Genomic DNA, 23,587 nt, shown 5'->3' on the forward strand with positions numbered 1-23,587 from the left:
TGAACTTAATTCACTTCATCAGCGGTTTGTTGCTGCTCGCGTTTATCTCTCAATGACGCCAGCCAGCGGCAGAAAACATAAAAAACCGGGGTAAATATCAGTCCGAAAAAGGTCACACCTAGCATACCAAAAAATACTGCCGTTCCTAAGGCCTGCCGCATTTCGGCGCCAGCACCAGAGGCCAAGACTAATGGTACCACGCCTAGAATGAAGGCAAAGGATGTCATCAGGATTGGACGCAGACGAGTACGTGCTGCTTCAACCGCAGCATCCAGGCGACTCAGACCACGATCTTCAGCTTGCTTGGCAAACTCAACAATCAATATGGCATTTTTTGAGGCCAAACCAATCAGCACCACAAAGCCAATCTGTACCAGAATGTTGTTATCCATACCGCGCAAACTCACCCCGAGTATCGCGGCCAGTAAACACATAGGAACAATCAACACCACTGCAAGGGGCAATAACCAGCTTTCATATAAAGCTGCCAGCAGCAGAAATACAAACACTACTGCCAGTGAAAAGCTGAGAAATGCCGTATCACCTGCCAATTTTTCCTGTAGGGCCAGCTCAGTCCATTCAAAACTGATGCCTTCAGGCAAAGTATCGCTCAATAGTTCTTCCACAATGGCAAGCGATTCACCACTGGAATAACCCGGTGCGGTATTGCCCTGAACCTCAATCGCCGGATACAAATTGTAATGTGGCAGACGTATTGGCCCCGTGATATTTTCAAAAGTAGCTATAGTCCCGATCGGCACCATCGCCCCATTATCAGAGCGGGTACGTAATTTACCGATATCTTCAATCTCATCACGGTAAGGGCCATCCGCCTGCGCCACTACCCGATAGGTACGATTCAGAAAGTTAAAATCGTTGACGTAACGTGAGCCAAGATAGATTTCCAAGGTATCGATAACATTGCCTACCGGCACATTAAGCATTTCTGCCCGGGTACGATCAATATCAGCGTAAATTCTGGGGGTTCCAGAGTTAAAGAAGGTAAACACGGACGATAAACCATCGGTTTGATTCGCTGCGCCAATCACCTCATTGGTGACAGCCTGTAGTCTTTCCAGACCAAGCCCACCACGATCCTGGACATACAGTTTCCAACCACCAGAGTTACCCATCCCGCGAACCGGAGGTGGTCTGATAGCAAAAGCCATCGCGGCATCAACCTGAGATAAGGCCTGCTGAGAACCAGCAACAATATCGTCAATGGTAATACCAGCGGCAATACGGTCTTCAAACGAATCCAATGGCGTGAAGATAACCGCTGAGTTAGACGCATTGGTAAAAGTAGGTCCATCCAGACCGACAAACAAAACAGCATGTGCAACGCCCGGAACATCTCTTAAACGTGCCGAAGCTTCACGTGCTGCAGCATCCGTTCTTTCCAGTGTGGCACCAGGGGGTAACTGTAGGACATTGATCAAATAACCTTGATCCTGTTCAGGAATAAATCCTGTTGGTACTTTATTGAACTGATAGCCAGTCAACATGATCAAACCGACGTAAATCAGTAGCATAACCGCCATCATGCGTAACAACTTGCGTGTCATTGCCGAATAACGATCACCCATCCACTCAAAGGCACGATTAAAACCATTGCCAAACGCACGAAATGGATAACTAACCTTGCCCCAAACTCCACTAGGCTCATGGCCTTCAACATGGGGCTTTAATAACAACGCTGATAAAGCCGGAGATAACGTTAACGAAACGATCAGCGAAATAATGGTTGCTGTGGCAATGGTCAAGGCAAATTGTTGATAAAACGCCCCGGAAATACCTGTGATAAAAGCTGTCGGTATAAATACGGCAGTCAATACGATGGCAATAGCCACCAAGGCTCCGCCGACCTCATCCATGGTTTTATGTGCCGCTTCTCGAGGGCTGAATCCGTCTCGTATATAACGCTCTACGTTTTCAACCACAACAATAGCGTCATCAACCACGATACCAATGGCCAGCACCAGACCAAACAACGACAGGTTATTTAATGACACTCCCAGCATGGACATAACGGCAAAGGTACCAATCAGTGATACCGGTATGGCCAGAATAGGAATAATCGATGCTCGCCAGCTCTGCAGGAACAACATCACCACCAAAATAACCAGTATGATGGCTTCTAAAATGGTGTGATAAATCTTCTCGATGGATTTGGCGATAAACTCGGTGGGATCATAAATAATCTGATATTCGACGCCGTAAGGCATACTTTGAGCAATGTCTTTCATCTCTGCCCGTAACGCCTGAGCAGTCTCCAATGCATTTGAACCCGGGCGTTGGAAGATAACGACCGGCAAAGCCAGGTTGTCATCCAGATAACCAATATTATTGTAGTCCTGAGCTGCCAGCTCGACTCTGGCTAAATCCCGTAATCTCACGGTCCGGCCATCAGTGCCACGTTTTACAATGATATTGCCGAATTCTTCTTCTTCCAGCAGTCGGCCCTGCGTTTCCACACTCAACTCAAAACCGCCTTTGGTTTCAATCGGTTCTCTGTTGATAGTACCGGCAGCAATCTGGGTGTTGTTCTCACGTAAAGCGGCAACCACTTCATTCGCTGTTAAACCAAACGCCTGAGCTCGTTCCGGATCAATCCAGATCCGCATGGCATAAGCCCGCTCGGCAACAATCCGCGCTTCACCGACCCCGTCTATACGGGCTAAACGGTCGACTACCTGGGTTCTGGCATAATTTGAAACATAGAGGTTATCGCGACTGCCATCTGAAGACAGAATATGAATAACCATCATCAAATCAGGTGAGTTTTTACGAATATCGATACCTTGTCGAGTCACCTCCTCCGGAAGCAAAGGCTCGGCAATGGCAATGCGGTTTTGCACCAGCACCTGTGCTGTATCCAAATCGGTACCCGGCTTGAAGGTGATATTCAGTGAGGTGCGCCCATCTGAGGTATTTTCAGATTTCATGTAGAGCATGTTCTCTACACCATTGATCTGCTGTTCCAATACTGTCGCGACAGTATTACCAGCAGTTTCGGCTGTGGCACCGGGATAAGTAGCAGTGACCGCGATACTGGGCGGCGCAATTTCAGGGTACTGTGCAACAGGCAAATTGCTATAGGCAATTGTGCCCACCAGGACAATCAGGACCGAAATAACGGTCGCGAAAATGGGTCTTTCAACAAAGAAGTGAGTAAACTTCATGAGTCTTGTCCATCAACATTAGTCTGTTCCTCAGTCTGATATGGAACAGCATTCACTTCGGTACCCGGACGCGCTCTCAGCAAGCCTTCAACAATAATTCGATCTGATACAGTTAATCCACTTCTGATTACCCGCATATCACCCTGTAATGTTCCAAGTTCAACAGGTTTGGGAATGACTTTGCCTTCGGCATCCACCGTCATCACCACTTTGGCTGCCTGATCCGTCACAATCGCTTTATCCGGAACCAGCATCGCTTCTGCATTCTGACTGGTCGGCAAACGTAAGCGGGCAAAAAGTCCCGGACGTAAAACACCATCGGCATTGTCTACTACCACACGCATTCTCAGGGTACCGGTATTTTCGTCAAGCCGGTTATCAACAAAATCGATGCGACCTTCACGGGTCCAGTTCTTTTCATCAATTAATTTAAGTTCCGTCGGCATGGTTCTGCCATTCACCAATTGCTCCTGGCCCTCTGGCAAACGAATCAATTCCAGATATTCGGTTTCTGATACGTCAAACACAAAATGCAGCGGATCCAGCGAGACAATGGTGGTCAGAGCTTCACCTGTATCACCACTGCCAATCAGGTTACCGACGTCAACCCGGCGATTAGAAATCCTCCCACTTACCGGAGCAGTAATTTTGGCGTACTGTAAATCCAGCTTGGCGGTTTTCAACGCAGCAGCAGCGGATGCCACATTGGCATTGGCTTCCTGAAAACGTGCCCGACGGGTGTCCACCTCTTCCTGAGAAATCGCACTCTGGGTTAATAAACGTTCACCCCGTTTGGTATCCAGGTCAGCCAGTTTCAGTTGACTATCCATTCTGGACAGTTCTGCTTCAGCTCTGGCTACTGCTGCTTCATAAGGCCGTGGATCAATTTCAAATAATAAGTCTCCCTTTTCAACCATCTGGCCATCGTCGAAATGCACTTTATCCAGATAGCCTGTTACTCTTGCCCGCAATTCAACCATCTCCACCGCTTCAAAACGACCGGTGAATTCTTTCCACTCTGTCAACGTGCGGACCTCAGGTTCCACCACCTGAACTCTGGGAAGGTTTTGTTCAGCACTAACCGAATGACACAGAAGGCTTAACGAGAAAAAAGCAGTGATGGCTAAAGCCTGCAGAGAGGCGGGTTTAGTATCAAGTGAGTTATCACGCATGACAGATCCTTTGTTATTCGCTGGTGAAAGCGAAGGGAATAGCTTAGAATTCTTTCTAGAAAGGTTTCTGGAAAGGTTAATGCAAGATTCTTTCACGTGCAAGTAAATTTTTTTGTCATAATTCTGTCATCTCAGGAGGAACTCACTTGGCAGATCGCATATTAAGCATAGAAGAAACACTCGAACAAATGCGCAGTTGTTGGCACGGCGATGATCTTGCTGTAGCAGAGACAATAAAGCGGCTGTTTCGTGCGCGTGAATTATTTTTTTCGGATGCAAAAATTGTGATGGAGCAATTTCATCTGAATGTGGGTGAATTTGACGCTTTGGCATCATTGCGCCTGCAGGGCCCACCCTACGAGCAAACCCCGTCCAATATATGCCAGGTGAATCTGGTGAGCTCAGGTGGTTTAACCAAAGTGCTTAATAGTCTGGAAAAAAACGGCTTAATAACCCGGCGACAATGTGCGGATGATCAGCGTAGTCGCTTGGTAAAACTGACCGATAAAGGCAAAAAGCTGATTGAGGAAGCATTAGAGATAGTCTTGGCAAGACATGAAAAACAACTTAGCGATGCCTTAAGCAGGGATGAGCGTGAGATGCTCAATAAGCTATTAATGAAGATAAATCAGTTAGGAATGCGCTAATCAAGATTTAGATACAACAGAGAAGTTATAGAAAGGCCCCACAGTGGCGTTACGAACGGGGTTCTTGAACCTGTTGGTTCAAGTGGGAAACCGCATGGGGATGGCAAACTTCCCGTCGGAGCGGGCTTGTTTTTCAACCCCGTAAATTTGGTTTCCTAAAGCATTTGCTTATCGGCTCAAGACAACACATGTCGCTATCGCTCACCGCAGGGTTGATTAAATGATACGCAACTTTATTCCCCAAGTCGTCAGTATTTTATAATTCCAACTGCCTATCTTCGTTAATAAATGCACTAACCCGCTCTTTAAGCAGAGAAATTTTTTCATTAACTTTTTTGATGTCCTGGCTTTCATCCTGCTGTAATGACAGCAACTCATGCGCAATATTTAAAGCCGCCATAACTGCAATGCGATCAACCCCCACCACCTTACCGGTGTTACGGATTTTTTCCATGTTCTGATGCACCATGCGCGCAGAGGCAATTAGCGCATCCTGTTGATCTTCAGGACAGGCAACTTGATAATCTTTGCCGAGGATTGTGACGTGAACAGGTACGGTCATAGTTCTTCATCCAGCTGCTTCAGTCGATTAACCATATTCTCGATGCGGGTACGGGCAATTTCAGTTTTTTCAACTAATTGCGCGCGCTCACTAAGCCAGGCTGCCTGCTGAGAACGAAGTAACATATTCTCTTCACGCAAGCGTCTACTGGCCCGTAACAGCTCATCGAGCTGCTGTTCCAATTGTTGAATCGGGTTTTTATCCATTAATATTCGTCTTGGCTATGCGAGAATAATGCCTAACTATAGACGTGCGCCGTTGACCCGGTCAACAACTGCATGATGTGTTTTTTAATTTCAGGTTGTATCTCTATGTCTCAATTATATTTTCCATCCCTGTCACCGGAAAACGTGACCGCCGATGGTCCTGCCAGCACAGCCGAGTTGCAGGGCGCATTATGCGGTTTGTTGTGTATGAATTCTCAGGCCAATCGTAATACCTGGTATAGCGATTTATTTGAGGACTACCACCCTGGCGAAGAAGAAAAACAAAACCTGCTGGGGCTGTTTGATGAAACGATGCAGTCTCTTAACAGCCTTGATTTCGATTTTCAGCTGGAACTGCCGGATGATGACGCGCCGCTGGGCTCACGGCTTGCTGCTTTAAGCGATTGGTCTCAGGGTCTGGTTTACGGGTTGGGGGTTTCTGGCCTGACCAACGAAACTGAACTGCCCGCAGATTGTCAGGAATATCTGACTGATGTGTTACAAATCAGCCAGGTGGATGATATTGAATTGCAACCCAGTGACGATGACGATAATAACTACGAAGAATTAGTGGAATATCTCCGAATGGGTCTGTTCCTGCTTTATGGTGAGTTAAATCCAACTACTCCCGAAGACAAGATAATTGAGCATTAATGACTAAAAAAGAATTCGCCAAACGGCGCCAGAGATTGATGGAAATCATGGGGCCGGACAGTATTGCCGTGTTACCGAACGCTGTGGTTCATCCACGTAACCGCGATGTCGATTTTCCATTTCGCAGTGACAGTAATTTTCATTACCTGTGTGGTTTTGATGAGCCAGAGTCAGTCTTGGTATTGATCCCGGGACGGGAACACGGCGAATTTATCCTGTTCTGCCGGGAACGCGATCTCGATAAAGAAATCTGGGATGGTTATCGTGCCGGTCAGGAAGGTGCCATTGCGTTATATGACGCAGATGATTCTTATCCTATCGCCGATCTGGATGATATTTTGCCCGGCCTGATGGAAGAGAAGGAAAAAGTCTATTACACCATGGGCAACCAGCCTGCATTTGATCAGCATATGGTCGGCTGGCTAAATCATCTTCGCCAGACCTCCCGCTCCGGCAAACACTCCCCTACTGAAATCATCGAATTGGAGCACTGCCTCAATGAGTTAAGGCTGTTTAAGAGCAGCCAGGAAATCAAGAACATGCGCTATGCGGCTGAGGCGTCAGCCAAAGCACATATCCGGGCAATGCAGTTTACCGAACCGGGTAAGTTCGAATATGAAGTCGAAGCGGAACTGATTCATGAGTTTATGAAACATGGCTGCCGCAGTCCGGCCTACCCTTCTATTGTCGGTGGCGGTGAAAATGGCTGCATTCTGCATTACATCGAAAACAACAGTAAATTGAAAAACAATGATCTGTTGTTAATTGATGCCGGTGCCGAATACCAATGTTATGCCGCAGATATCACTCGAACCTTCCCGGTGAATGGCAAATTTACGCCGGCCCAGCGGGAGTTGTATCAAATCGTGCTGGACGCGCAATATGCCGCTATTGAGGCAGTCAAACCCGGAAACCACTGGAATCAACCGCATGAAGCGGCTGTGCAGGTTCTCACGGAAGGCCTGGTCAAACTTGGTTTGCTTCAGGGAAATGTTGATCAGTTAATTGAAGATCAGGCTTATCGTGAATTTTATATGCACCGTACCGGCCACTGGCTGGGCATGGATGTGCATGATGTCGGCGATTATAAAATTGATAGTACCTGGCGCTTACTGGAGCCAGGTATGGTGTTAACCGTCGAGCCAGGTTTATATATTCGCGATCCGGAACATATTGATAAAAAATGGCATTTCACTGGGATTCGTATTGAAGATGATGTGCTGGTGACCAAAGAGGGGCACGAAGTATTATCTGCTGCCGCGCCGAAAGAAATTGACGACATTGAAGCCCTGATGGCTGGAGCTCGCTAACATCGTGAAAACCGATTTTGATCTACTGATTGTTGGCGCTGGCATGGTGGGGTCAAGTTTGGCCCTGGCACTACAAAATACCGGTTTACGTATTGCGTTGGTAGAAGCTCAGGATCTGCTGGAACACCACCAACCTGGTTTTGATGACCGCGGTATTGCCTTGTCTTATGGATCTCAACGCATTTTTGAAACCATGCAGCTTTGGTCGCAGCTGGCTGATAAAGCCACGCCGATTCACGGCATTCATATTTCAGATCGGGGACATTTTGGCGTAACACGTCTGACTGCCCAGAAAGAACAGGTTCCGGCGTTGGGTCAAGTGATGACCGCAAAACATCTGGGTATTAAATTAAATCAGGCATTACAGCAACACCCAACGCTAAGCATTCTGACACCGCTGCAGGTTGACACTCTGGAGCAAAATGCTACATCAGTCACTGTAACGTTATCTGATGGGCAGCAACTTACCACCAGATTACTGGTCGGTGCCGATGGACAATTTTCTACCATTCGGGACTTACTGGGGTTAACCAGTTGGCAGCGTGAATATCAGCAAACCGCCATCACAGCTAATGTGATACCTGAACGAGCACATCAGAACTGGGCTTACGAACGCTTTACTGAACATGGCCCGTTAGCCTTATTGCCCATGTCTGAGGGTCGTTGCAGTTTGGTATGGACGGTGAAAACAGGTGAAGAGCAAGCCCTGTTAGCAAGTAACGAACAGCAATTTGCTGAACGGCTGCAGAAAGCCTTTGGCTATCGTCTTGGCCATTTTGAAAAAATTGGTCAGCGTAGCTGCTACCCATTAGGGTTAATGCAAACCAATCAGCCTGTACAAAATCGAGTCGTGTTAATTGGCAATGCAGCCCACAGCCTGCACCCCATTGCCGGCCAAGGCTTTAATCTTGGCTTACGTGATGCAGCGGTTCTGGCAGAGTTGATCGCCGCCCATCCTGAAGACTGTGGTCATGCCAGTTTGTTACAGGATTATTCCGACTGGCAGCAAAAGGATCAGGATAAAGTGGTCAATGCTACGGATTTTCTGGTGAACACCTTCAGCAATAACCATTTTCTGCTTGGACATGGTCGTTCGCTGAGTCTTGCGTTACTTAATGGACTGCCTGGATTAAAAAATCAGCTGGCTAAAACAAGCATGGGACTTAGCGGTAAACAGTCCAGACTCAGTCGGGGACTGCCATTATGAAAAACCACTATGATGTGATTATTGTCGGTGGTGGCATGGTCGGCACCACCTTTGCCCTGTTACTGGCAAAGCAGACTGATTTAAAGATTGCCTTAATTGAAGCGCATCAAACAGAACAACTGGCGGTTGATGATGCTCCATCGCAACGTGTCAGTGCGATTAATCCTGCAAGCCAGCGGATCCTGACAGAGATAAATGTCTGGCAAAATCTGTATTCCTCGCGACTGGGTCCCTTTGAAAAAATGCAGGTTTGGGAGACAGCCGATAGCGTTCTGCAATTCTCGGCAGCTGAAATCGGGGTCGATTATCTTGGCCATATTGTTGAAAATCAGCTTATTCAGCATCAGGCAATCGCTTTAGCAGCCAATCATCGGCAAATTGACTTAATCTGTCCCGAAAAGCCACAACATTATCAAACTGGTCAAATCACTCTGGAAAATGGCCGAGTTTTAACTGCCGACCTGATTGTGGCTGCAGATGGTGCACATTCCTTATTACGCGAGCAAGCCGGGATTACCAGCCGAGGCTGGGCTTATCAGCAGCATGGACTGGTCGCGACCATACGCACTGAACAACCGCATCAGAAAACTGCCTGGCAGCATTTTTTATCTGGTGGTCCTCTCGCCTTTTTACCATTGAATGATGCACATTTATGCTCGATCGTCTGGTCCTTACCAACTGAGCAGGCAGAACAACTTAAAACAATCGACAAAAACAGTTTTGAATTGAGACTTGCAGAAGCATTTGACCATCAACTGGGCAAAGTTGAGCTGGTTTCTGAGCGGGCCAGTTTCCCGCTGGCATTAGCGCATGCCAGAGACTATGTAAAACCGGGATTCGCCTTGCTGGGTGACGCAGCACATACTATTCACCCGTTAGCCGGACAAGGCGTGAATATTGGCTTGCAGGATGCCAGGGCGTTGGCAGAAACGCTTGTCTGGACAGTACAGCTGCAACGTCAGATTGGCAGCTTGCATACGTTAAAAAAATATCAACGCCGTCGTTTGGCAGAAAATCTGCTGATGCAGTTCAGTATGGATGGTTTTCATCGCCTGTTTACCCAGTCTGCTAAACCTGTCAGCTGGTTGAGAACAGCCGGAATGAACCAGGTCAATAAATCCCAGTGGTTGAAAAAACGTATTATGCTGCAGGCGATTGGCGCAAAATAAGTAGTCAGATGGGTAAAAACATCATCGAGGCCGCCTGCACCACCACCGTTTTTACCAGTCGACCGTTTTTCTGCGCAATGATGGCGGAAATATTATCCTGAGTCGCAATCATGCCCCCAATAATACGTTGAAAACTCAAGTTCCTGGACTCATCTTGCAGGCTGTCACTGAGTAATAACCGCTTACCCTTTGCATCACGCTTTTCCGCCAGCATCCAAGCCGCAATTTCGATATTTCGTGCGCTGTTATAGAGTTTTTGCTGATCAATAGATGACAGATAATAAAATTCTGACTGATTATTATACGAAGCCATTAACATCCGCCGCATGCCCACGGTAAAGGCCAGCACCCTGTCACCATCATAATCATCCGTCAGAGCCAGACGAATAATCTCGGTCGGTTCAAACCCATCCCATTTGGCAAAACCGACATCCGCCGGATACATAAATAATCTGGCTACACTGTCTTCCAGTGTACGCATATGGCGATCATGACGCTGATAGGGATTACGTTGATACAGTTTGATAGTTAACGTTTTCAGATCCTGCATAACCCGTTGCTGATGCAGCTCGATAACATCGTCAATGTTACTTTTGGCAAAGCTGGAAAGGTTAGGTGAACCATCACTCGAATTGGCTGCACAAGCTGAAAATAAACAGATAACGCTGCAAATCAAGACAAGCTTAAGCCATTGCATCAAATAATCTCTCCTGAGTCGGAACATCCTTAAGGGCCTCTACCTGCAGGTAGGCCTGAACTTGTGCTGGCAATCTGTTCTGGGCTGTATACTCACGCTCAGTTTCACGGTTGGTCAGACTGAAATTACGAATATAACGTGCCTGTTGACTATCATTATCACTGGTTACCCCAATGACTGGACGGCTGATAACAGGCTGGCGATTTACATTATTGAAATCAGATTGTTTATCCAACAACACCGGGAGTCGGACAGACGACTCATCCGGTTGTCTTGTCGGAGTAAAAAGTACCGGTAAGTTACTATTGATTTGCATCCGAAGTTACCGGTTTTTTGGGGCCATTATTGCGCTTGCCGCTGCGCGGACGATTGTTATGGCTATTATCTCCACGAGTTTTATTTTTATGGCGTGGTGCTGGATTTCGTTCAGCTTTAATTCTGGGCTGAGGTGTTTCAAGCTGCTCATCGGTGCTTTGCGCTACCGGCAATTTATGTTTGATATATTGCTCTATATCAGGCAACGAAAAAGCATATTCTTCACAGGCCAGACTTATCGCAATACCACTGGCACCTGCACGCGCGGTTCTACCCGTACGATGCACATAGTCTTCAGCATCCTGCGGTAAATCAAAGTTGAACACATGACTGACTTCAGGAATATGTAGCCCACGCGCGGCCACATCGGTTGCCACCAGATACGGAAACTCACCATCCTGGAAATGTTTTAACAGGCTTTCACGTTTTTTCTGCGGTACATCGCCAGATAATAAAGCAGCTTTGTAGCCATTTCCTTCCAGAAACCCCCATACCCGCTCGGCGACTTGTTTTGTGTTGACAAAAACAATGCTGCGGATAGGCTGAATTCGCTTAATCAACGCCAGCAGTAGCGGTATTTTTTCTTCATTTGACGGGTAATAAACCCATTCTTCAATCCGATCACCCATCATTTTTTCCGGTTCGATCTGCACTTTCTCCGGATTATTCATATGTTCGTAAGCCAGCTCAGTCACTTTATAACTAAGTGTGGCAGAGAAAAGCATACCTAAACGCTTTTCAGGACTGGGTAAGCGGCGCAGAAAAAACCTCACATCTTTAATAAAGCCCAGATCAAACATCCTGTCGGCTTCGTCCAGCACCACTGCTTCAATATTGTTAAGGTTAAACACCCGTTGTTTATGGAAATCCAGCAGACGTCCCGGTGTACCAATCAAAACATCACAACCGTCATCGATTGCATCACGCTGACGTTGATAATCTTTACCGCCATGAGCGATCACAATGCGCAATCCGGCATGACTATTTAGTAATTCAGCATCTTTTACAATCTGAATTGCCAATTCCCGAGTGGGTGCCAATATTAATGCGCGAGGTTGCTTTGAAGCAGGTTTTTGCGCATCCTGATTCGTTAATAAGCGTTGAAATGTGGCCAATAAAAAGGCGATGGTTTTTCCGGTGCCTGTTTGTGCCTGACCCGCGACATCGTGGTTTGCCAGCAATAAAGGTAGAGACTGAGCCTGAATCGGCGTGCAAAATTCAAAACCGGCTTGCTGCAAGCCTTTCTGCAGGAGCGGATGGAGTGGCAGCGATGAAAATGCCGTGTCGGTGAGGTGAGCACTCATATAAATACTTGCATTACCTTTACTGATAAGAAAAAATGTTACTCAATGTTGGCTTGCGAGTATAGCGGTCCAATACTTTAGATACCACTGGAGATAAAACATGAGCGAAAACGTCACTAATGTGACCGATGGCGACTTTGACAGCCTGGTTCTACAGTCTGATATGCCTGTATTGGTTGATTACTGGGCTGAATGGTGCGGTCCATGCAAAATGATTGCGCCGGTGCTGGAAGAAATTGGCGCTGAATACGCAGGCAAATTAAAAGTTTGCAAACTGAACATCGATGAAAATCCAGATACCCCACCTCGTTATGGTATTCGTGGTATCCCGACATTGATGCTGTTTAAAGATGGTGAAGTGGAAGCCACAAAAGTCGGCGCTTTGACCAAATCACAATTGGCTGCGTTTCTCGACAGCAACATCTAAATCCATAATGCAATGCTATCCCCACCATCTGTGGGGATAGTTGTATCTATAGATGCCTTAACCCACTGCATCGCATATTATTTCGAGCTGATGCTTTTCCGGGCCACCACTCCGAAATGTTACGAAACTAATGGATGTATCTGAACTACTTGATGATCTGAACAAACCACAACGCGAAGCAGTTGCTGCACCGCTGGGGCATACGCGAATTCTTGCTGGTGCCGGAAGTGGTAAAACACGTGTTCTGGTACATCGAATTGCCTGGCTGATTCAGGCAGAAGCCTTATCACCGGCAAACATCCTTGCAGTCACTTTTACCAATAAAGCTGCCGCAGAAATGCGTGGTCGTATCGAACAGATGCTCGGCTATCCTATTGGCGGTATGTGGGTTGGTACATTCCATGGTCTGGCGCATCGCTTACTTCGTTCGCACTGGCAGGAGGCTGGTCTGCCGCAAGGTTTCCAGATCCTCGACAGCGATGATCAATTGCGCATGATCAAACGCATTATCCGTGGCATGTCTCTGGATGAAGCGCAATGGCCGCCCAAGCAGGCTCAATGGTATATCAACGGCCAAAAGGACGAAGGTCTTCGTGCCGCGCATTTGCAAGCTGGGGAAGATCCGTATTCACAAAACATGCTGACGATTTATCTGGCCTATGAACAGGCCTGTGAACGTGCCGGTGTAGTCGATTTTGGCGAGTTACTGCTGCGCAGTCATGAATTGTGGCTGAAACGTCCAGATATTCTGTCGCATTATCAACAACGGTTTTCGCAGATCCTGGTCGATGAGTTTCAGGATACCAATACCATTCAGTATGCCTGGATAAGAGTACTGGCCGGTCAGACCGGACATCTGTTTATTGTCGGTGACGACGATCAGTCAATTTACGGCTGGCGTGGCGCCAAAATTGAGAATATCCAGAAATTTCATAAAGATTATCCCGACGCCAGTACTGTTAGGTTGGAGCAGAATTATCGTTCCACCGGCAATATTCTGGCCGTAGCCAATGCGGTTATCGCGAATAACAGTGAACGTCTTGGCAAGGAACTGTGGACCGAGGATGCCGATGGTGAACCCATCCAGCTTTATAACGCTTATAACGAACGCGATGAAGCCGCCTATCTGGTGCAGGAAGTACGCAACTGGATGAATCAGGGTGGACAACGCAGTGATGTTGCCGTGCTGTATCGTTCCAATGCTCAGTCACGGGTCATTGAAGAAGCCTTGATGCAATCGGCTGTACCCTATCGGGTTTATGGTGGTTTGCGCTTTTTTGAACGCGCTGAAATCAAGGATGTATTGTCATATCTGCGATTGGTCAGTAATCGTCGTGACGATGCTGCCTTTGAACGTATTGTAAATACGCCGACCCGAGGTATTGGTGCAGCCACGTTAACCCAGCTGCGCCAATATGCCCGGGAAACCAATCAATCCATGTGGCAATCTGCGGTGGATACCTTACAACAAAAAGTTTTCCCTGCCAGAGCAGCCAACGCCTTATCGAGTTTTCTGGAGCTGATTGATTCACTCACACCTGAAGATGACACCATGTCATTACATGAACTGACTGCACTGGTGATCGACGAAAGCGGTTTACGTACCCATTTCGCCAAGGACAAAACCGAAAAGGGCCAGGGTCGCATTGAAAACATGGACGAACTGATTAACGCCAGTCGTGAATTTATGCGCGCTGACGATGAAGAAGAGATGCCGTTACTGGATGCTTTTCTTGCGCACGCCGCTTTGGAAGCTGGCGAAAACCAGGGTGATCAATGGCAGGATTGTGTGCAGTTAATGACCCTGCATTCCGCCAAAGGTCTGGAATTTCCCATCGTCTTTATGGTGGGTATGGAAGAAGGCCTGTTCCCGGGGCAGAAATCAGCTGATGACCCGCTGCGACTGGCCGAAGAGCGCCGTCTTTGTTATGTCGGCATGACCCGGGCACGCAAAACACTCTATCTGTTGTATACCGAATCACGCTATTTGTATGGGCAGGAAATGCATCCTCGCCCTTCGCGCTTTTTGAGTGAAATTCCCGCTGAACGAGTTCATCAGGTACGTTCTCCACAAAATATGGCCGCATCTGGTCTGACGGCACTTGCCAGTCGATCACAATCAGCTGAAGATAACGGGTTCAGAACCGGGCAACAGGTGATGCATCAGAAATTTGGTCAGGGTGTGATTATTGACACTGAAGGCAATGGCAGTCACGCTCGTGTTCATGTGAATTTCAAACAAGCCGGAAGTAAATGGCTGGTATTGGCCTATGCCAAACTTGAAACCTTGTAATTCAGGAAAACGATAATGCATTTATCCGTATTTATACGACGCTTGGCATTGCTGGTAAGCATCTGCTTACTCTCCGCCTGTGGTCCTGATGACACTGGCCCGTTTAACGAAGAAATTGATACCAGTAAAATCTATCGTTGGAAAATGGTAACCGCCTGGCCCCCGGGTTTCCCGGTGCTGCAGGAAGGGGCTGAACGCTTTGCCGCCAACCTTGAAGCCATGTCCAATGGCCGCCTCAAGGTTAAAGTATTTGCCGGTGGTGAATTGATTCCGGCTTTGCAGACTTTTGACGCTGTTTCTCAGGGAACCGTTGAAATGGGCCACGGTAGTGCCTATTACTGGGCGGGTAAGGTACCAGAAGCGCAGTTTTTCTCTACCGTGCCATTTGGCATGACCCCACGCGGCATGAATGCCTGGTTATATCATGGTGGTGGCCTGGATTTATGGCGTGAAGTCTATGAGCCATACAATATTGTGCCTTTTCCGTTAGGCAATACCGGCATTCAAATGGGGGGGTGGTTTAATAAAGAAATCAACTCGATGGCCGATTTGCAAGGCTTAAAAATGCGTATCCCCGGCTTAGGGGGCAAAGTTTTTGCCAAAGCCGGCGGTAATCCCATTCTGCTTGCTGGCAGTGAAGTTTATACCGCGCTGGAACGCAATACCATTGACGCCACTGAGTGGATTGCGCCCTACCACGATCAACGTCTGGGTCTGCATCGCGCAGCCAGATTTTATTATTATCCGGGCTGGCAGGAACCAGGTGCTGTGCTGGAACTCAGTATTAATAAACGTGCCTGGGATTTATTGCCGCCTGATTTACAAGCTATTATCGAAAATGCAGCCAAAGCAGAAAATTTGTTAATGGCCTCCGAAATGGAACAGAAGAATGTGGCTGCACTGGCAGAGTTACGTCAGCGCGATGATATCAATATCGTTCCCTTCCCAGCGGATGTATTGAATACGCTCAAAAAAATTACTGAACAGACTCTGGCTGAAGAAGCCGCGGAAAATCCTAAATTCAATACTGTTCATCAAGCCTATAAAAACTTTCGTGAACAGGATGAAGATTGGGCGACTATCTCTGAAAAAGCCTATTTGGATATCCCATAATCATGGTACTTATTATTTTTACTCGTGAGGGTCTGGAAGCTTTTCAGGCTGAAATCAGTGATGATATTTCAGCCATCTGGCATAACCCGCAGTTGCTGACAGAAACTGAAATCGATCACTTTAAAAACCATGGAATCGATTGTGTCGAGTTGCCGCAGATGATTGATGTTGAAAATAATAAGTCGACATTGTGGGCTTTGGAGTATGTCGAGAAAAACAGCCAGGATCAGGAGATTATGATTGAGTGCCCTTAATAAAATGGTAAATTTCGGCCTGACTTTACTGCTGAGTCTGGCTTTAGCATCTACTCTCCACGCCAGCGAATGGGATCAGGCTCGTCTGCAACTTGAACAGCCACAAACGATTACTGTATATCGTGACGCCAATTGTCAGTGCTGCCATAAATGGATTGAGCATCTCGAAAAACATCAATTCGAAGTGATTGATAAGATCCGTAATGATATGGCGACAATTAAACAAAAACTTGGTGTGCCCAACAATATGGCTTCCTGTCATACCGCCGTTATTAATGATTTTGTGATCGAAGGCCATGTGCCGGCTGATGATATTAGACAATTACTGATCGATAAACCTGCTCATATCAAAGGTTTGTCGGTTCCGCAGATGCCGGTCGGTACACCAGGCATGGAAATGGGCTCACGCAAGGATCATTTTATCGTCTTCAGTTTTGATCCGGACGCCAACTACCAGATGTTTAATGCTTATCAAACCAATGCTGAAAATAATTATCTGCCATTAAACTCTGCTGAGTAATGGAGTTACTGATCGTCCTAGGGAGGATATTTTCCTCCGCCGCGGCTAACGTTTTTCAAAAACAGTTCACTCACAAAGGTCTGCATTCACTGTTTATCGTGATGCTTTCCTATCTCGTTCTGGCCTGCATTAGTCTGCCTTTAATACTATTGGTGGAACACAGTGCCATTGATCATCGCTTCTGGATCAATATTCTGCTGGCTGCTCTGCTGGATATGGCGGGCACTTTATTTCTGGTGTTGTCTTTATCCAAAACTGATTTATCGGTTTTCGGCCCACTGAACGCGTATAAAGTTGTATTTTCGATGATTCTTGCGCTGATCTTTCTGGGCGAAGTGCCCAGTATGCAGGGGCTCAGCGGGGTTATAATCATTTTGCTTGGCAGTTTTTTGTTATTCCCTCCGGCCACAACTCCATCTGCAAACCGACTATCGCAATTATTCATGCAACGCGGAGTGCAATATCGGTTTTTATCCATACTGTTATTTTCAATTGGCACCCTGCCACTTAAAAATGCCGTATTGAGTGGCGGTGCACTGGCAACCACAGTCTATTGGTGTTTATTTGGCCTGCCATTATCGATTGGTCTGTATTACTGGTTTGGTGGCAAACGCTGGGAAATGGATTGGCAAGCAGCCAGACAACACCGCAGTCATTTTCTCTGGCTGGGCGGTTTTATTTTTTTGATGCAATACACCACTATGCTGATTTTTTCGCAATTACTGGTGGCCTATTCGCTGGCGTTATTCCAACTCAGTATGGTATTGCAGGTGTTTCTCGGCTACCGCATTTTTCATGAAAAACATATTCTTCGCCGATTAGCGGCTTGCGCAGTCATGATTGCTGGCTGTTTGCTGGTTTTGACTACCTGAAGTAAAACAACCACATCAGGCTTAGCAGCAATATTGTGTTATATTGCCCGCCACTTCTATGCCTGTTGTGATCCCACAGGCGCTTTCGACTGATAAGATAAACACCATGACTTTTGACGATCTATTCCTTGATGATGAATTGATTGCCGCTGTGCGCGACAGTGGTTTTGAAAAACCGACTGAGGTCCAGCAACTGGCGATCCCGGCATTATTGGCCGGTCAGGACGTATTGGCCTGTGCCGCTACCGGTACCGGGAAAACGGCGGCCTTTATCCTGCCAATTTTGCAACGCCTCAATGATGAACGCCATAAGCACGATCAGGCTCGTATTCTGATCCTCGCTCCCACCCGCGAACTGGCATTTCAGATCCAGCATGTGTTTCATCAACTCGGTAAAGCCTTTAAACCGACCATCGCCATGTTGACCGGCGGTGCCTCGCCTTGGGCGCAGGTGCAACACGCTACTGCTCAATGCGACATTATTATCGCTACGCCCGGTCGTCTTTTAAGTCTGGTAAATGATGAATCAGTCGATTTATCAGCAGTTGAACTGGTCATTATTGACGAAGCCGATCGCATGCTCGATATGGGTCAGGGTCCTGATGTGCTGATGGCGCTCGCCGCTATTAAATCAAAATTCCAGGCTGGACTGTTCTCGGCAACCTTGGCAGGCAGTGGTGTCAGAATTTTTGCCGACGAACTGCTTACCGACCCGCAGGAAATTCATATTAATGCGGCCAATCAACTGGCAGAGAATGTTACTCAGCAGGTTTATCTGGCTGATAACCGTGAACATAAACAGGCTTTATTATTAGCATTTATCAACGCACCGGCCTGCCAACGAGCCTTAGTATTCTGTAATAAAAAAATCCGTGCTGAAGAAGTTTGCGACTGGTTACAGTCACAGAATATCTCCGCTCAGCTGTTACATGGTGATTTTGATCAATCTGTACGCCGCGAACGGATTCGTAAATTCCGCGCCGGTCAAATCAAGGTCACAGTAGCCACCGATGTTGCTGCCAGGGGGCTGGATGTAGCAGATATTACCCATGTCATTAACTACGATCTGCCGTTTCGCGGTGATAACTATATTCATCGTATTGGCCGTACCGGTCGGGCAGATAAACATGGCACGGCGATTAATCTGGTTGAAACGCACGATCTGAAAAATCTGGAACGCATTGAATATCACCTTGGCCACAGCTTGCCCATCCGCAAATTGAAGGGGCTTGCGCCCAAGGCCAAGGCTAACAAGGCACGATCCAAAAGCAAGGAAGATAAACCGCGTTATATTCCCAAGAAGGATCGTGCTGCCAAAGACGATTAACCGGTATTACGCATTCCCTGTGAAATGGCGCTGATACTGCGCAACAACGGATCGCGCCATTTGGCTGTTTCCGCATCACTGTAATCGCCATGCCGATAACGTTTCAATAACAGTAACTGGATATGATTCAGCGGATCCAGGTAAGCCTGCCTTCTTCGTAAAGACAAGGCTAATTGGGGATTTTCGGCCATTAGCGTCTCCGCCCCTGTCAGCTGTAATAATTGACTGGCTGTTTGCTGGTATTCATTACGTATAACAGAGAGTACCTGTTGCGCCTGCTGTTTATCGATACACAGATCAGCATATTCTGCCGCGATATCCATATCAGCCTTGGAAAGTGACATCTGGGTATTACTCACCATTGCCCGGAAAAACGGCCATTCAAAATACATTTTTTGCAGTATTTGACGTCTTTCAGGATCCCCAGAAATCCACGTGGCAATCGCACTACCAATCCCATACCAGCCTGGCAAGGTATGTCTTGATTGCGCCCAGGCAAACACCCACCCAATCGCTCTGACCGAAGACTTGGATCGATCGCCGACCTTACGATGTGAAGGCCGTGAGCCAATATTCATCAAACCGATTTCACTGATTGGGCAGGCTTCATAGAAATAGTCGAGAAAGCCGGGAGTCTGCTCGGTCAATTGTCGATATTGCTGTTCACCCAACTGTGCCAGTTGATGCATGATCGAAAGGTATTCGGGCTTTTCCTGAGCTGAATCGGTTACCAGTCCCCTACTGGCTTTAATTAATGCAGAGACCCCCATACCTAACTCATAGGCCGCAGTTTCCGTATTACCGTATTTAAATGACAGCACTTCTCCTTGCTCGGTAAACTTAATCTGACCGTGCACGGTATCGACCGGTTGAGCCAATATGGCATCATGCGTCGGGCCACCACCACGGCCGATGGTGCCACCACGGCCATGAAACATTCGGCAACCGATAGCATATTGTTCTGAAAGTCGACTGACGGTTTTCTGCGCCTGGTATAAATTCCATGCTGATGCCAGAATGCCACCATCCTTACAGGAATCCGAATAGCCAAGCATGACTTCCTGCATATTGCCGGAAGCACTAAGCAATGTGCGGTACTGACTGTTCTCAAGCAAAGCAGACATTACCGGCTCGATATGCTCCAGATCCTCAATGGTTTCGAATAATGGTGCTACCCGGATATGGCAAAACCAGCCATGTTCATCCTGACCAATTAAATCGGCAAATCTGGCCAGCAGCATTACTTCCAGAATATGACTGGCCTGATGGGTCATGGAAATCACATAATTACCAAATGCTTTTTCACTGACCTCTACCCGCAGTCGGGCGATTAATCTGAATACATTGAGAATTTCCAGAGAGTCTGGCTGCAAATCGCCGTATATTTCTGGCAATCTGGGGGCCGACAGTAAATCCGATAACAACGTCTGGCGCTCTGCTTCATCCATTTGCAGATAATGGCGATTGAGGCCAGTGAGCGCTAATATCTCGCCCACCGCATCAGTATGCTTTGATGATTCCTGACGAATATCGAGATTATAAAGATAAAACCCAAAGGTTTTGACCAGCCGAATCAGATCGGTGAGTTCAGCGGCAGCTATCGCGATATCGCCATTATCCACCAGTGATTTATGTATCAGGTACAAATCCGCCAGAAACTCATCTTCGTTATGATAGGCCACACCGAGACTTTCAATTTGCAGATCCGGGCGAAAGAATTCTTCCAGAACAGCCAGATTATCTTTGAGCCGATAGCGCATCATATAAAGCTTGCGACGGTAAGGCTCATTAATAAACCGTTGCGGATTGGTTGAAAAGGCTCCGGCAAAACGTTGTTCGCTCAGTTCGATATCGGTAGCCAAATCAGCATTGATCTCGCAGAGTGGCTGCGTCTGCGTCAGAATAAAACTGAGTTTAGTGACATCTTCCAGATAACGTCGAATTACCGTGCGCTTTTGCAGCGCTATCGCCATTTCCGTTGTTTGCGCAGTGACAAAGGGATTGCCATCACGGTCCCCACCAATCCATGAGCCAAAACGTAAATAATCTGGCACCACAATTGGTGTTTCCGGATCCAGTTCATCACCATAAACCCGACGAAGAGCATTCTCCAGGTTACGATAACTGCGTGGCACTGCATCAAACAGACTGACATTGAAATAATACAATCCGTTTTTGATTTCATCGCGAACTGATGGTTTAACCGCTCTTACTTCATCAGTTGACCAGAGCAGCTGGATTTGACGTTTCAATTGGTTACGAATCTGCTGTTGATCAAACGATGTTATCAGACCTTCAGTAAGTTTCTCATCAAGCAAAAACACGCGACGTAAGATTTCCATCACGGTGCGTCGTTTAGACTCGGTTGGATGGGCGGTAAACACCGGCATAAAAACCAGTTTTTCCAGCAAATCCTGTAGCTGTTTGATTGATACACCTTCATTTTTGAACTGAGTCAGTGTATCCAGAAACGAACCATGCCAGAGATTTCCACCGTTTCGCAGTTGAATTTGTCGATTGTGGTGGTGATAGGCTTCTTCAGCCGTGTTGACCAGACTGAAATACAGATTAAAAGCGCGGATAACTTCACGTAAGGTCAGTTCATCCAACGATTCAATTTTATCCTTGAGAGTTTGACGCAGCTCAACATCATCTTCCTTACGCAGTCGGATAAATCCTTTGCGTAACTGCTCAATCACCTGATAAACCTCAGGCCCGGACTGTTCAGCGATAACTTCGCCCAATAAATTCACCAAAAAACGGACGTGTGAACGTAAATCTTTGTCCGTAAGTAAATCAAGCGCCACAGCGCTACTGAAATCAACTTGCCGTGTTGTCATGAGTTATCCACTAATTGCTGATAAAGGTGCAAATAGGCTTGCGCGCTATTTATCCAACTAAAATCCTGCACCATTGCAGTCAGCATCATCCGTCGCCATAACCGGGGATGTGAAAATAATTCATTCACCGTTAACAGAGTATTGTACAAATCCTCGACGGTGGGCTTGGTAAATTTAAAGCCTGTTGCCAACATCTGTTTACGATTTTCTTCGTTCGCATCGACTACTGTGTCGGCCAGGCCACCGGTATTTCTGACGACAGGTAACGTGCCATAGCGCAGACTATACATTTGGTTCAAACCACAGGGTTCAAATCGTGATGGCATCAAAAACGCATCAACACCCGCCTCGATTTTATGCGCCAATGCTTCATCATAACCAAATTGGATGCCCACTTTATCAGGAAATCTGGCACGTAAAACACGCAAATCCTGTTCAAATCCGGCTTCGCCACTTCCCAAACAAACCAATTGGACATCTTTGCCTTCTGCCAGTAGACGATGAATCGCATCAATCGTGAGATCCACACCTTTTTGCGACACCAGCCGACTGATCATGCCAAACATCAATGTGTCGGCTGATTCGGGAAGAAAGAAATGCTGCTGCAATGCTTTTTTATTGAGCAATTTGGGTCGCAGGTTTTTAATACTGTAGTGGTGACTGATGAACTTATCGGTTTGCGGATTCCATTCCTGAGTATCAATACCATTCACGATACCACTGAGTCGTGATTGTTCTGAACGCAAGGCCAGTAAACCTTCCAGGCCATAACCGTATTCGTAATGACAGATTTCCTGCGCATAGGTGGGGCTGACGCTGGTGATGTGGTCGGCATAAACCAGGCCACCTTTCATAAAGGACATCATGCCGTAAAATTCAATGCCCTCGATCTGCCATAACGCATCAGGCAAATCGAGCACCTCAAATACTTCACGGGAAAACAACCCTTGGTAGGCCATGTTATGAATGGTGAAAACAGTAGCCGGGCGAGTCTTTTCCAGGCTGAGTAACGCCGGAATCAGACCGGTCTGCCAGTCATTACAATGCACTACATCGGGTTGCCAGTCTAACCCAGCATGATTGGTGGCTACCGCTACAACAGCGCGGCAAAATAACGCAAAACGTGCCGCATTATCCGCCCAGTCTGCCCCTTGTGTATCGCAATAAGGTCCGCCATCCCGATCAAAATGCTCAGGAGAATCCACCAGCAACACGACAACATCACTATCCGGTAATTGTGCTTGCAGAAGCTGGATGGGCTGATGATAGCCCTCCAGTTTTACTGTGGCAATCAGCGGACATTCGCCTAATTGCTGCAGTGTGGCACGATATGCCGGCATGATAATACGAATATCCTGCTGCATCTGTGAAAGGGCCAATGGCAGACTGGCTGAGACATCCGCTAAGCCACCGGTTTTTATCAGCGGATGCACTTCACTACTTGCAAACAGAATTTTTCGCACTATGCTCTCCCAAAATTGTACAATTACTCAATTATATACGCTCAAAGGCATAG

Annotated in this window: 21 protein-coding genes and 1 other RNA gene; 12 read left to right on the forward strand and 10 right to left on the reverse strand. The window is 47.1% G+C overall.

The window, feature by feature from the left end; genetic code table 11:
- Positions 1-5 precede the first annotated feature (5 nt).
- Positions 6-3,182 carry an efflux RND transporter permease subunit gene (locus AC08OG_RS11860; protein WP_482929593.1) on the reverse strand — a complete coding sequence of 1,059 codons (3,177 nt, stop codon included), beginning with the start codon at positions 3,180-3,182 and terminating at the stop codon, positions 6-8.
- The gene (locus AC08OG_RS11865; protein WP_482929594.1) at positions 3,179-4,354 is read right to left on the reverse strand and encodes an efflux RND transporter periplasmic adaptor subunit; all 1,176 of its coding nucleotides are present in this window, start codon (positions 4,352-4,354) and stop codon (positions 3,179-3,181) included. The genes AC08OG_RS11860 and AC08OG_RS11865 overlap by 4 nt, the downstream gene beginning before the upstream one ends.
- Before the next feature lie 146 nt (positions 4,355-4,500).
- On the opposite strand from AC08OG_RS11865, the gene AC08OG_RS11870 reads away from it, so the two are divergent.
- Complete coding sequence (locus AC08OG_RS11870; RefSeq protein ID WP_482929595.1) at positions 4,501-5,001, forward strand: MarR family winged helix-turn-helix transcriptional regulator; 501 nt, start codon at positions 4,501-4,503, stop codon at positions 4,999-5,001.
- A 31-nt stretch (positions 5,002-5,032) separates the two neighbouring features.
- Here the strand turns inward: AC08OG_RS11870 and ssrS are convergent.
- From ssrS to AC08OG_RS11885, 3 genes are all read right to left on the reverse strand, one after another.
- A non-coding RNA gene (gene ssrS, locus AC08OG_RS11875) (6S RNA) lies at positions 5,033-5,217 on the reverse strand.
- Between the two features lie 40 nt (positions 5,218-5,257).
- Positions 5,258-5,563 (reverse strand): cell division protein ZapA, encoded by a 306-nt coding sequence (locus AC08OG_RS11880; RefSeq protein WP_292479908.1) that lies wholly within the window; start codon positions 5,561-5,563, stop codon positions 5,258-5,260.
- On the reverse strand, positions 5,560-5,769 hold the full coding sequence (locus AC08OG_RS11885) for a TIGR02449 family protein (RefSeq protein ID WP_014708051.1): 210 nt from the start codon (positions 5,767-5,769) through the stop codon (positions 5,560-5,562). The genes AC08OG_RS11880 and AC08OG_RS11885 overlap by 4 nt, the downstream gene beginning before the upstream one ends.
- Positions 5,770-5,874: 105 nt before the next feature.
- Between AC08OG_RS11885 and AC08OG_RS11890 the strand changes: the two genes are divergently transcribed.
- Genes AC08OG_RS11890 through AC08OG_RS11905 form a run of 4 tightly spaced genes read left to right on the forward strand, consistent with a single transcriptional unit; the run spans position 5,875 to position 10,109 of the window.
- On the forward strand, positions 5,875-6,423 hold the full coding sequence (locus AC08OG_RS11890; RefSeq protein WP_014708052.1) for a UPF0149 family protein: 549 nt from the start codon (positions 5,875-5,877) through the stop codon (positions 6,421-6,423).
- Positions 6,423-7,733 (forward strand): Xaa-Pro aminopeptidase, encoded by a 1,311-nt coding sequence (gene pepP, locus AC08OG_RS11895; protein WP_482929596.1) that lies wholly within the window; start codon positions 6,423-6,425, stop codon positions 7,731-7,733. Before AC08OG_RS11890 ends, pepP begins: the two co-directional genes overlap by 1 nt.
- Before the next feature lie 4 nt (positions 7,734-7,737).
- On the forward strand, positions 7,738-8,940 hold the full coding sequence (gene ubiH, locus AC08OG_RS11900) for a 2-octaprenyl-6-methoxyphenyl hydroxylase (RefSeq protein ID WP_482929597.1): 1,203 nt from the start codon (positions 7,738-7,740) through the stop codon (positions 8,938-8,940).
- Positions 8,937-10,109 carry a UbiH/UbiF/VisC/COQ6 family ubiquinone biosynthesis hydroxylase gene (locus AC08OG_RS11905; protein ID WP_482929598.1) on the forward strand — a complete coding sequence of 391 codons (1,173 nt, stop codon included), beginning with the start codon at positions 8,937-8,939 and terminating at the stop codon, positions 10,107-10,109. The genes ubiH and AC08OG_RS11905 overlap by 4 nt, the downstream gene beginning before the upstream one ends.
- Before the next feature lie 4 nt (positions 10,110-10,113).
- Here AC08OG_RS11905 and AC08OG_RS11910 read toward each other — a convergent pair whose 3' ends face one another.
- Genes AC08OG_RS11910 through rhlB form a run of 3 tightly spaced genes read right to left on the reverse strand, consistent with a single transcriptional unit; the run spans position 10,114 to position 12,425 of the window.
- Positions 10,114-10,806, reverse strand: coding sequence for a hypothetical protein (locus AC08OG_RS11910; RefSeq protein ID WP_482929599.1), 693 nt, complete (start codon positions 10,804-10,806; stop codon positions 10,114-10,116).
- Positions 10,793-11,122: a hypothetical protein gene (locus AC08OG_RS11915; RefSeq protein WP_292353680.1), complete on the reverse strand. Its 330-nt coding sequence runs from the start codon at positions 11,120-11,122 to the stop codon at positions 10,793-10,795. Before AC08OG_RS11915 ends, AC08OG_RS11910 begins: the two co-directional genes overlap by 14 nt.
- Positions 11,109-12,425: an ATP-dependent RNA helicase RhlB gene (rhlB, locus tag AC08OG_RS11920; protein WP_482929600.1), complete on the reverse strand. Its 1,317-nt coding sequence runs from the start codon at positions 12,423-12,425 to the stop codon at positions 11,109-11,111. Before rhlB ends, AC08OG_RS11915 begins: the two co-directional genes overlap by 14 nt.
- Before the next feature lie 100 nt (positions 12,426-12,525).
- On the opposite strand from rhlB, the gene trxA reads away from it, so the two are divergent.
- From trxA to AC08OG_RS11955, 7 genes are all read left to right on the forward strand, one after another.
- Positions 12,526-12,852: a thioredoxin TrxA gene (trxA, locus tag AC08OG_RS11925; protein ID WP_014708059.1), complete on the forward strand. Its 327-nt coding sequence runs from the start codon at positions 12,526-12,528 to the stop codon at positions 12,850-12,852.
- Between the two features lie 130 nt (positions 12,853-12,982).
- Complete coding sequence (uvrD, locus tag AC08OG_RS11930; protein ID WP_482929601.1) at positions 12,983-15,145, forward strand: DNA helicase II; 2,163 nt, start codon at positions 12,983-12,985, stop codon at positions 15,143-15,145.
- A 15-nt stretch (positions 15,146-15,160) separates the two neighbouring features.
- Positions 15,161-16,258, forward strand: coding sequence for a TRAP transporter substrate-binding protein (locus AC08OG_RS11935; RefSeq protein WP_482929602.1), 1,098 nt, complete (start codon positions 15,161-15,163; stop codon positions 16,256-16,258).
- Between the two features lie 2 nt (positions 16,259-16,260).
- A complete protein-coding gene (locus AC08OG_RS11940; protein ID WP_292353676.1) occupies positions 16,261-16,512 on the forward strand; it encodes a hypothetical protein in 252 nt (83 codons plus the stop codon).
- Positions 16,499-17,032 carry a DUF411 domain-containing protein gene (locus tag AC08OG_RS11945; RefSeq protein WP_482929603.1) on the forward strand — a complete coding sequence of 178 codons (534 nt, stop codon included), beginning with the start codon at positions 16,499-16,501 and terminating at the stop codon, positions 17,030-17,032. Before AC08OG_RS11940 ends, AC08OG_RS11945 begins: the two co-directional genes overlap by 14 nt.
- The gene (locus tag AC08OG_RS11950; RefSeq protein WP_482929604.1) at positions 17,032-17,904 is read left to right on the forward strand and encodes an EamA family transporter; all 873 of its coding nucleotides are present in this window, start codon (positions 17,032-17,034) and stop codon (positions 17,902-17,904) included. Before AC08OG_RS11945 ends, AC08OG_RS11950 begins: the two co-directional genes overlap by 1 nt.
- Before the next feature lie 106 nt (positions 17,905-18,010).
- Entirely contained in the window at positions 18,011-19,231 is a 1,221-nt protein-coding gene (locus AC08OG_RS11955) for a DEAD/DEAH box helicase (RefSeq protein WP_482929605.1), read from the forward strand.
- On the opposite strand, the gene ppc is transcribed toward AC08OG_RS11955, so the two are convergent.
- Positions 19,228-22,071, reverse strand: a complete 2,844-nt coding sequence (gene ppc / locus AC08OG_RS11960; protein ID WP_482929606.1) for a phosphoenolpyruvate carboxylase — start codon at positions 22,069-22,071, stop codon at positions 19,228-19,230. The two genes, AC08OG_RS11955 and ppc, sit on opposite strands and share 4 nt — an antisense overlap.
- Positions 22,068-23,534, reverse strand: a complete 1,467-nt coding sequence (glgA, locus tag AC08OG_RS11965; protein ID WP_482929607.1) for a glycogen synthase GlgA — start codon at positions 23,532-23,534, stop codon at positions 22,068-22,070. Before glgA ends, ppc begins: the two co-directional genes overlap by 4 nt.
- Positions 23,535-23,587: the final 53 nt, after the last annotated feature.

The sequence above is a fragment of the Methylophaga sp. F7 genome, from assembly GCF_056863975.1.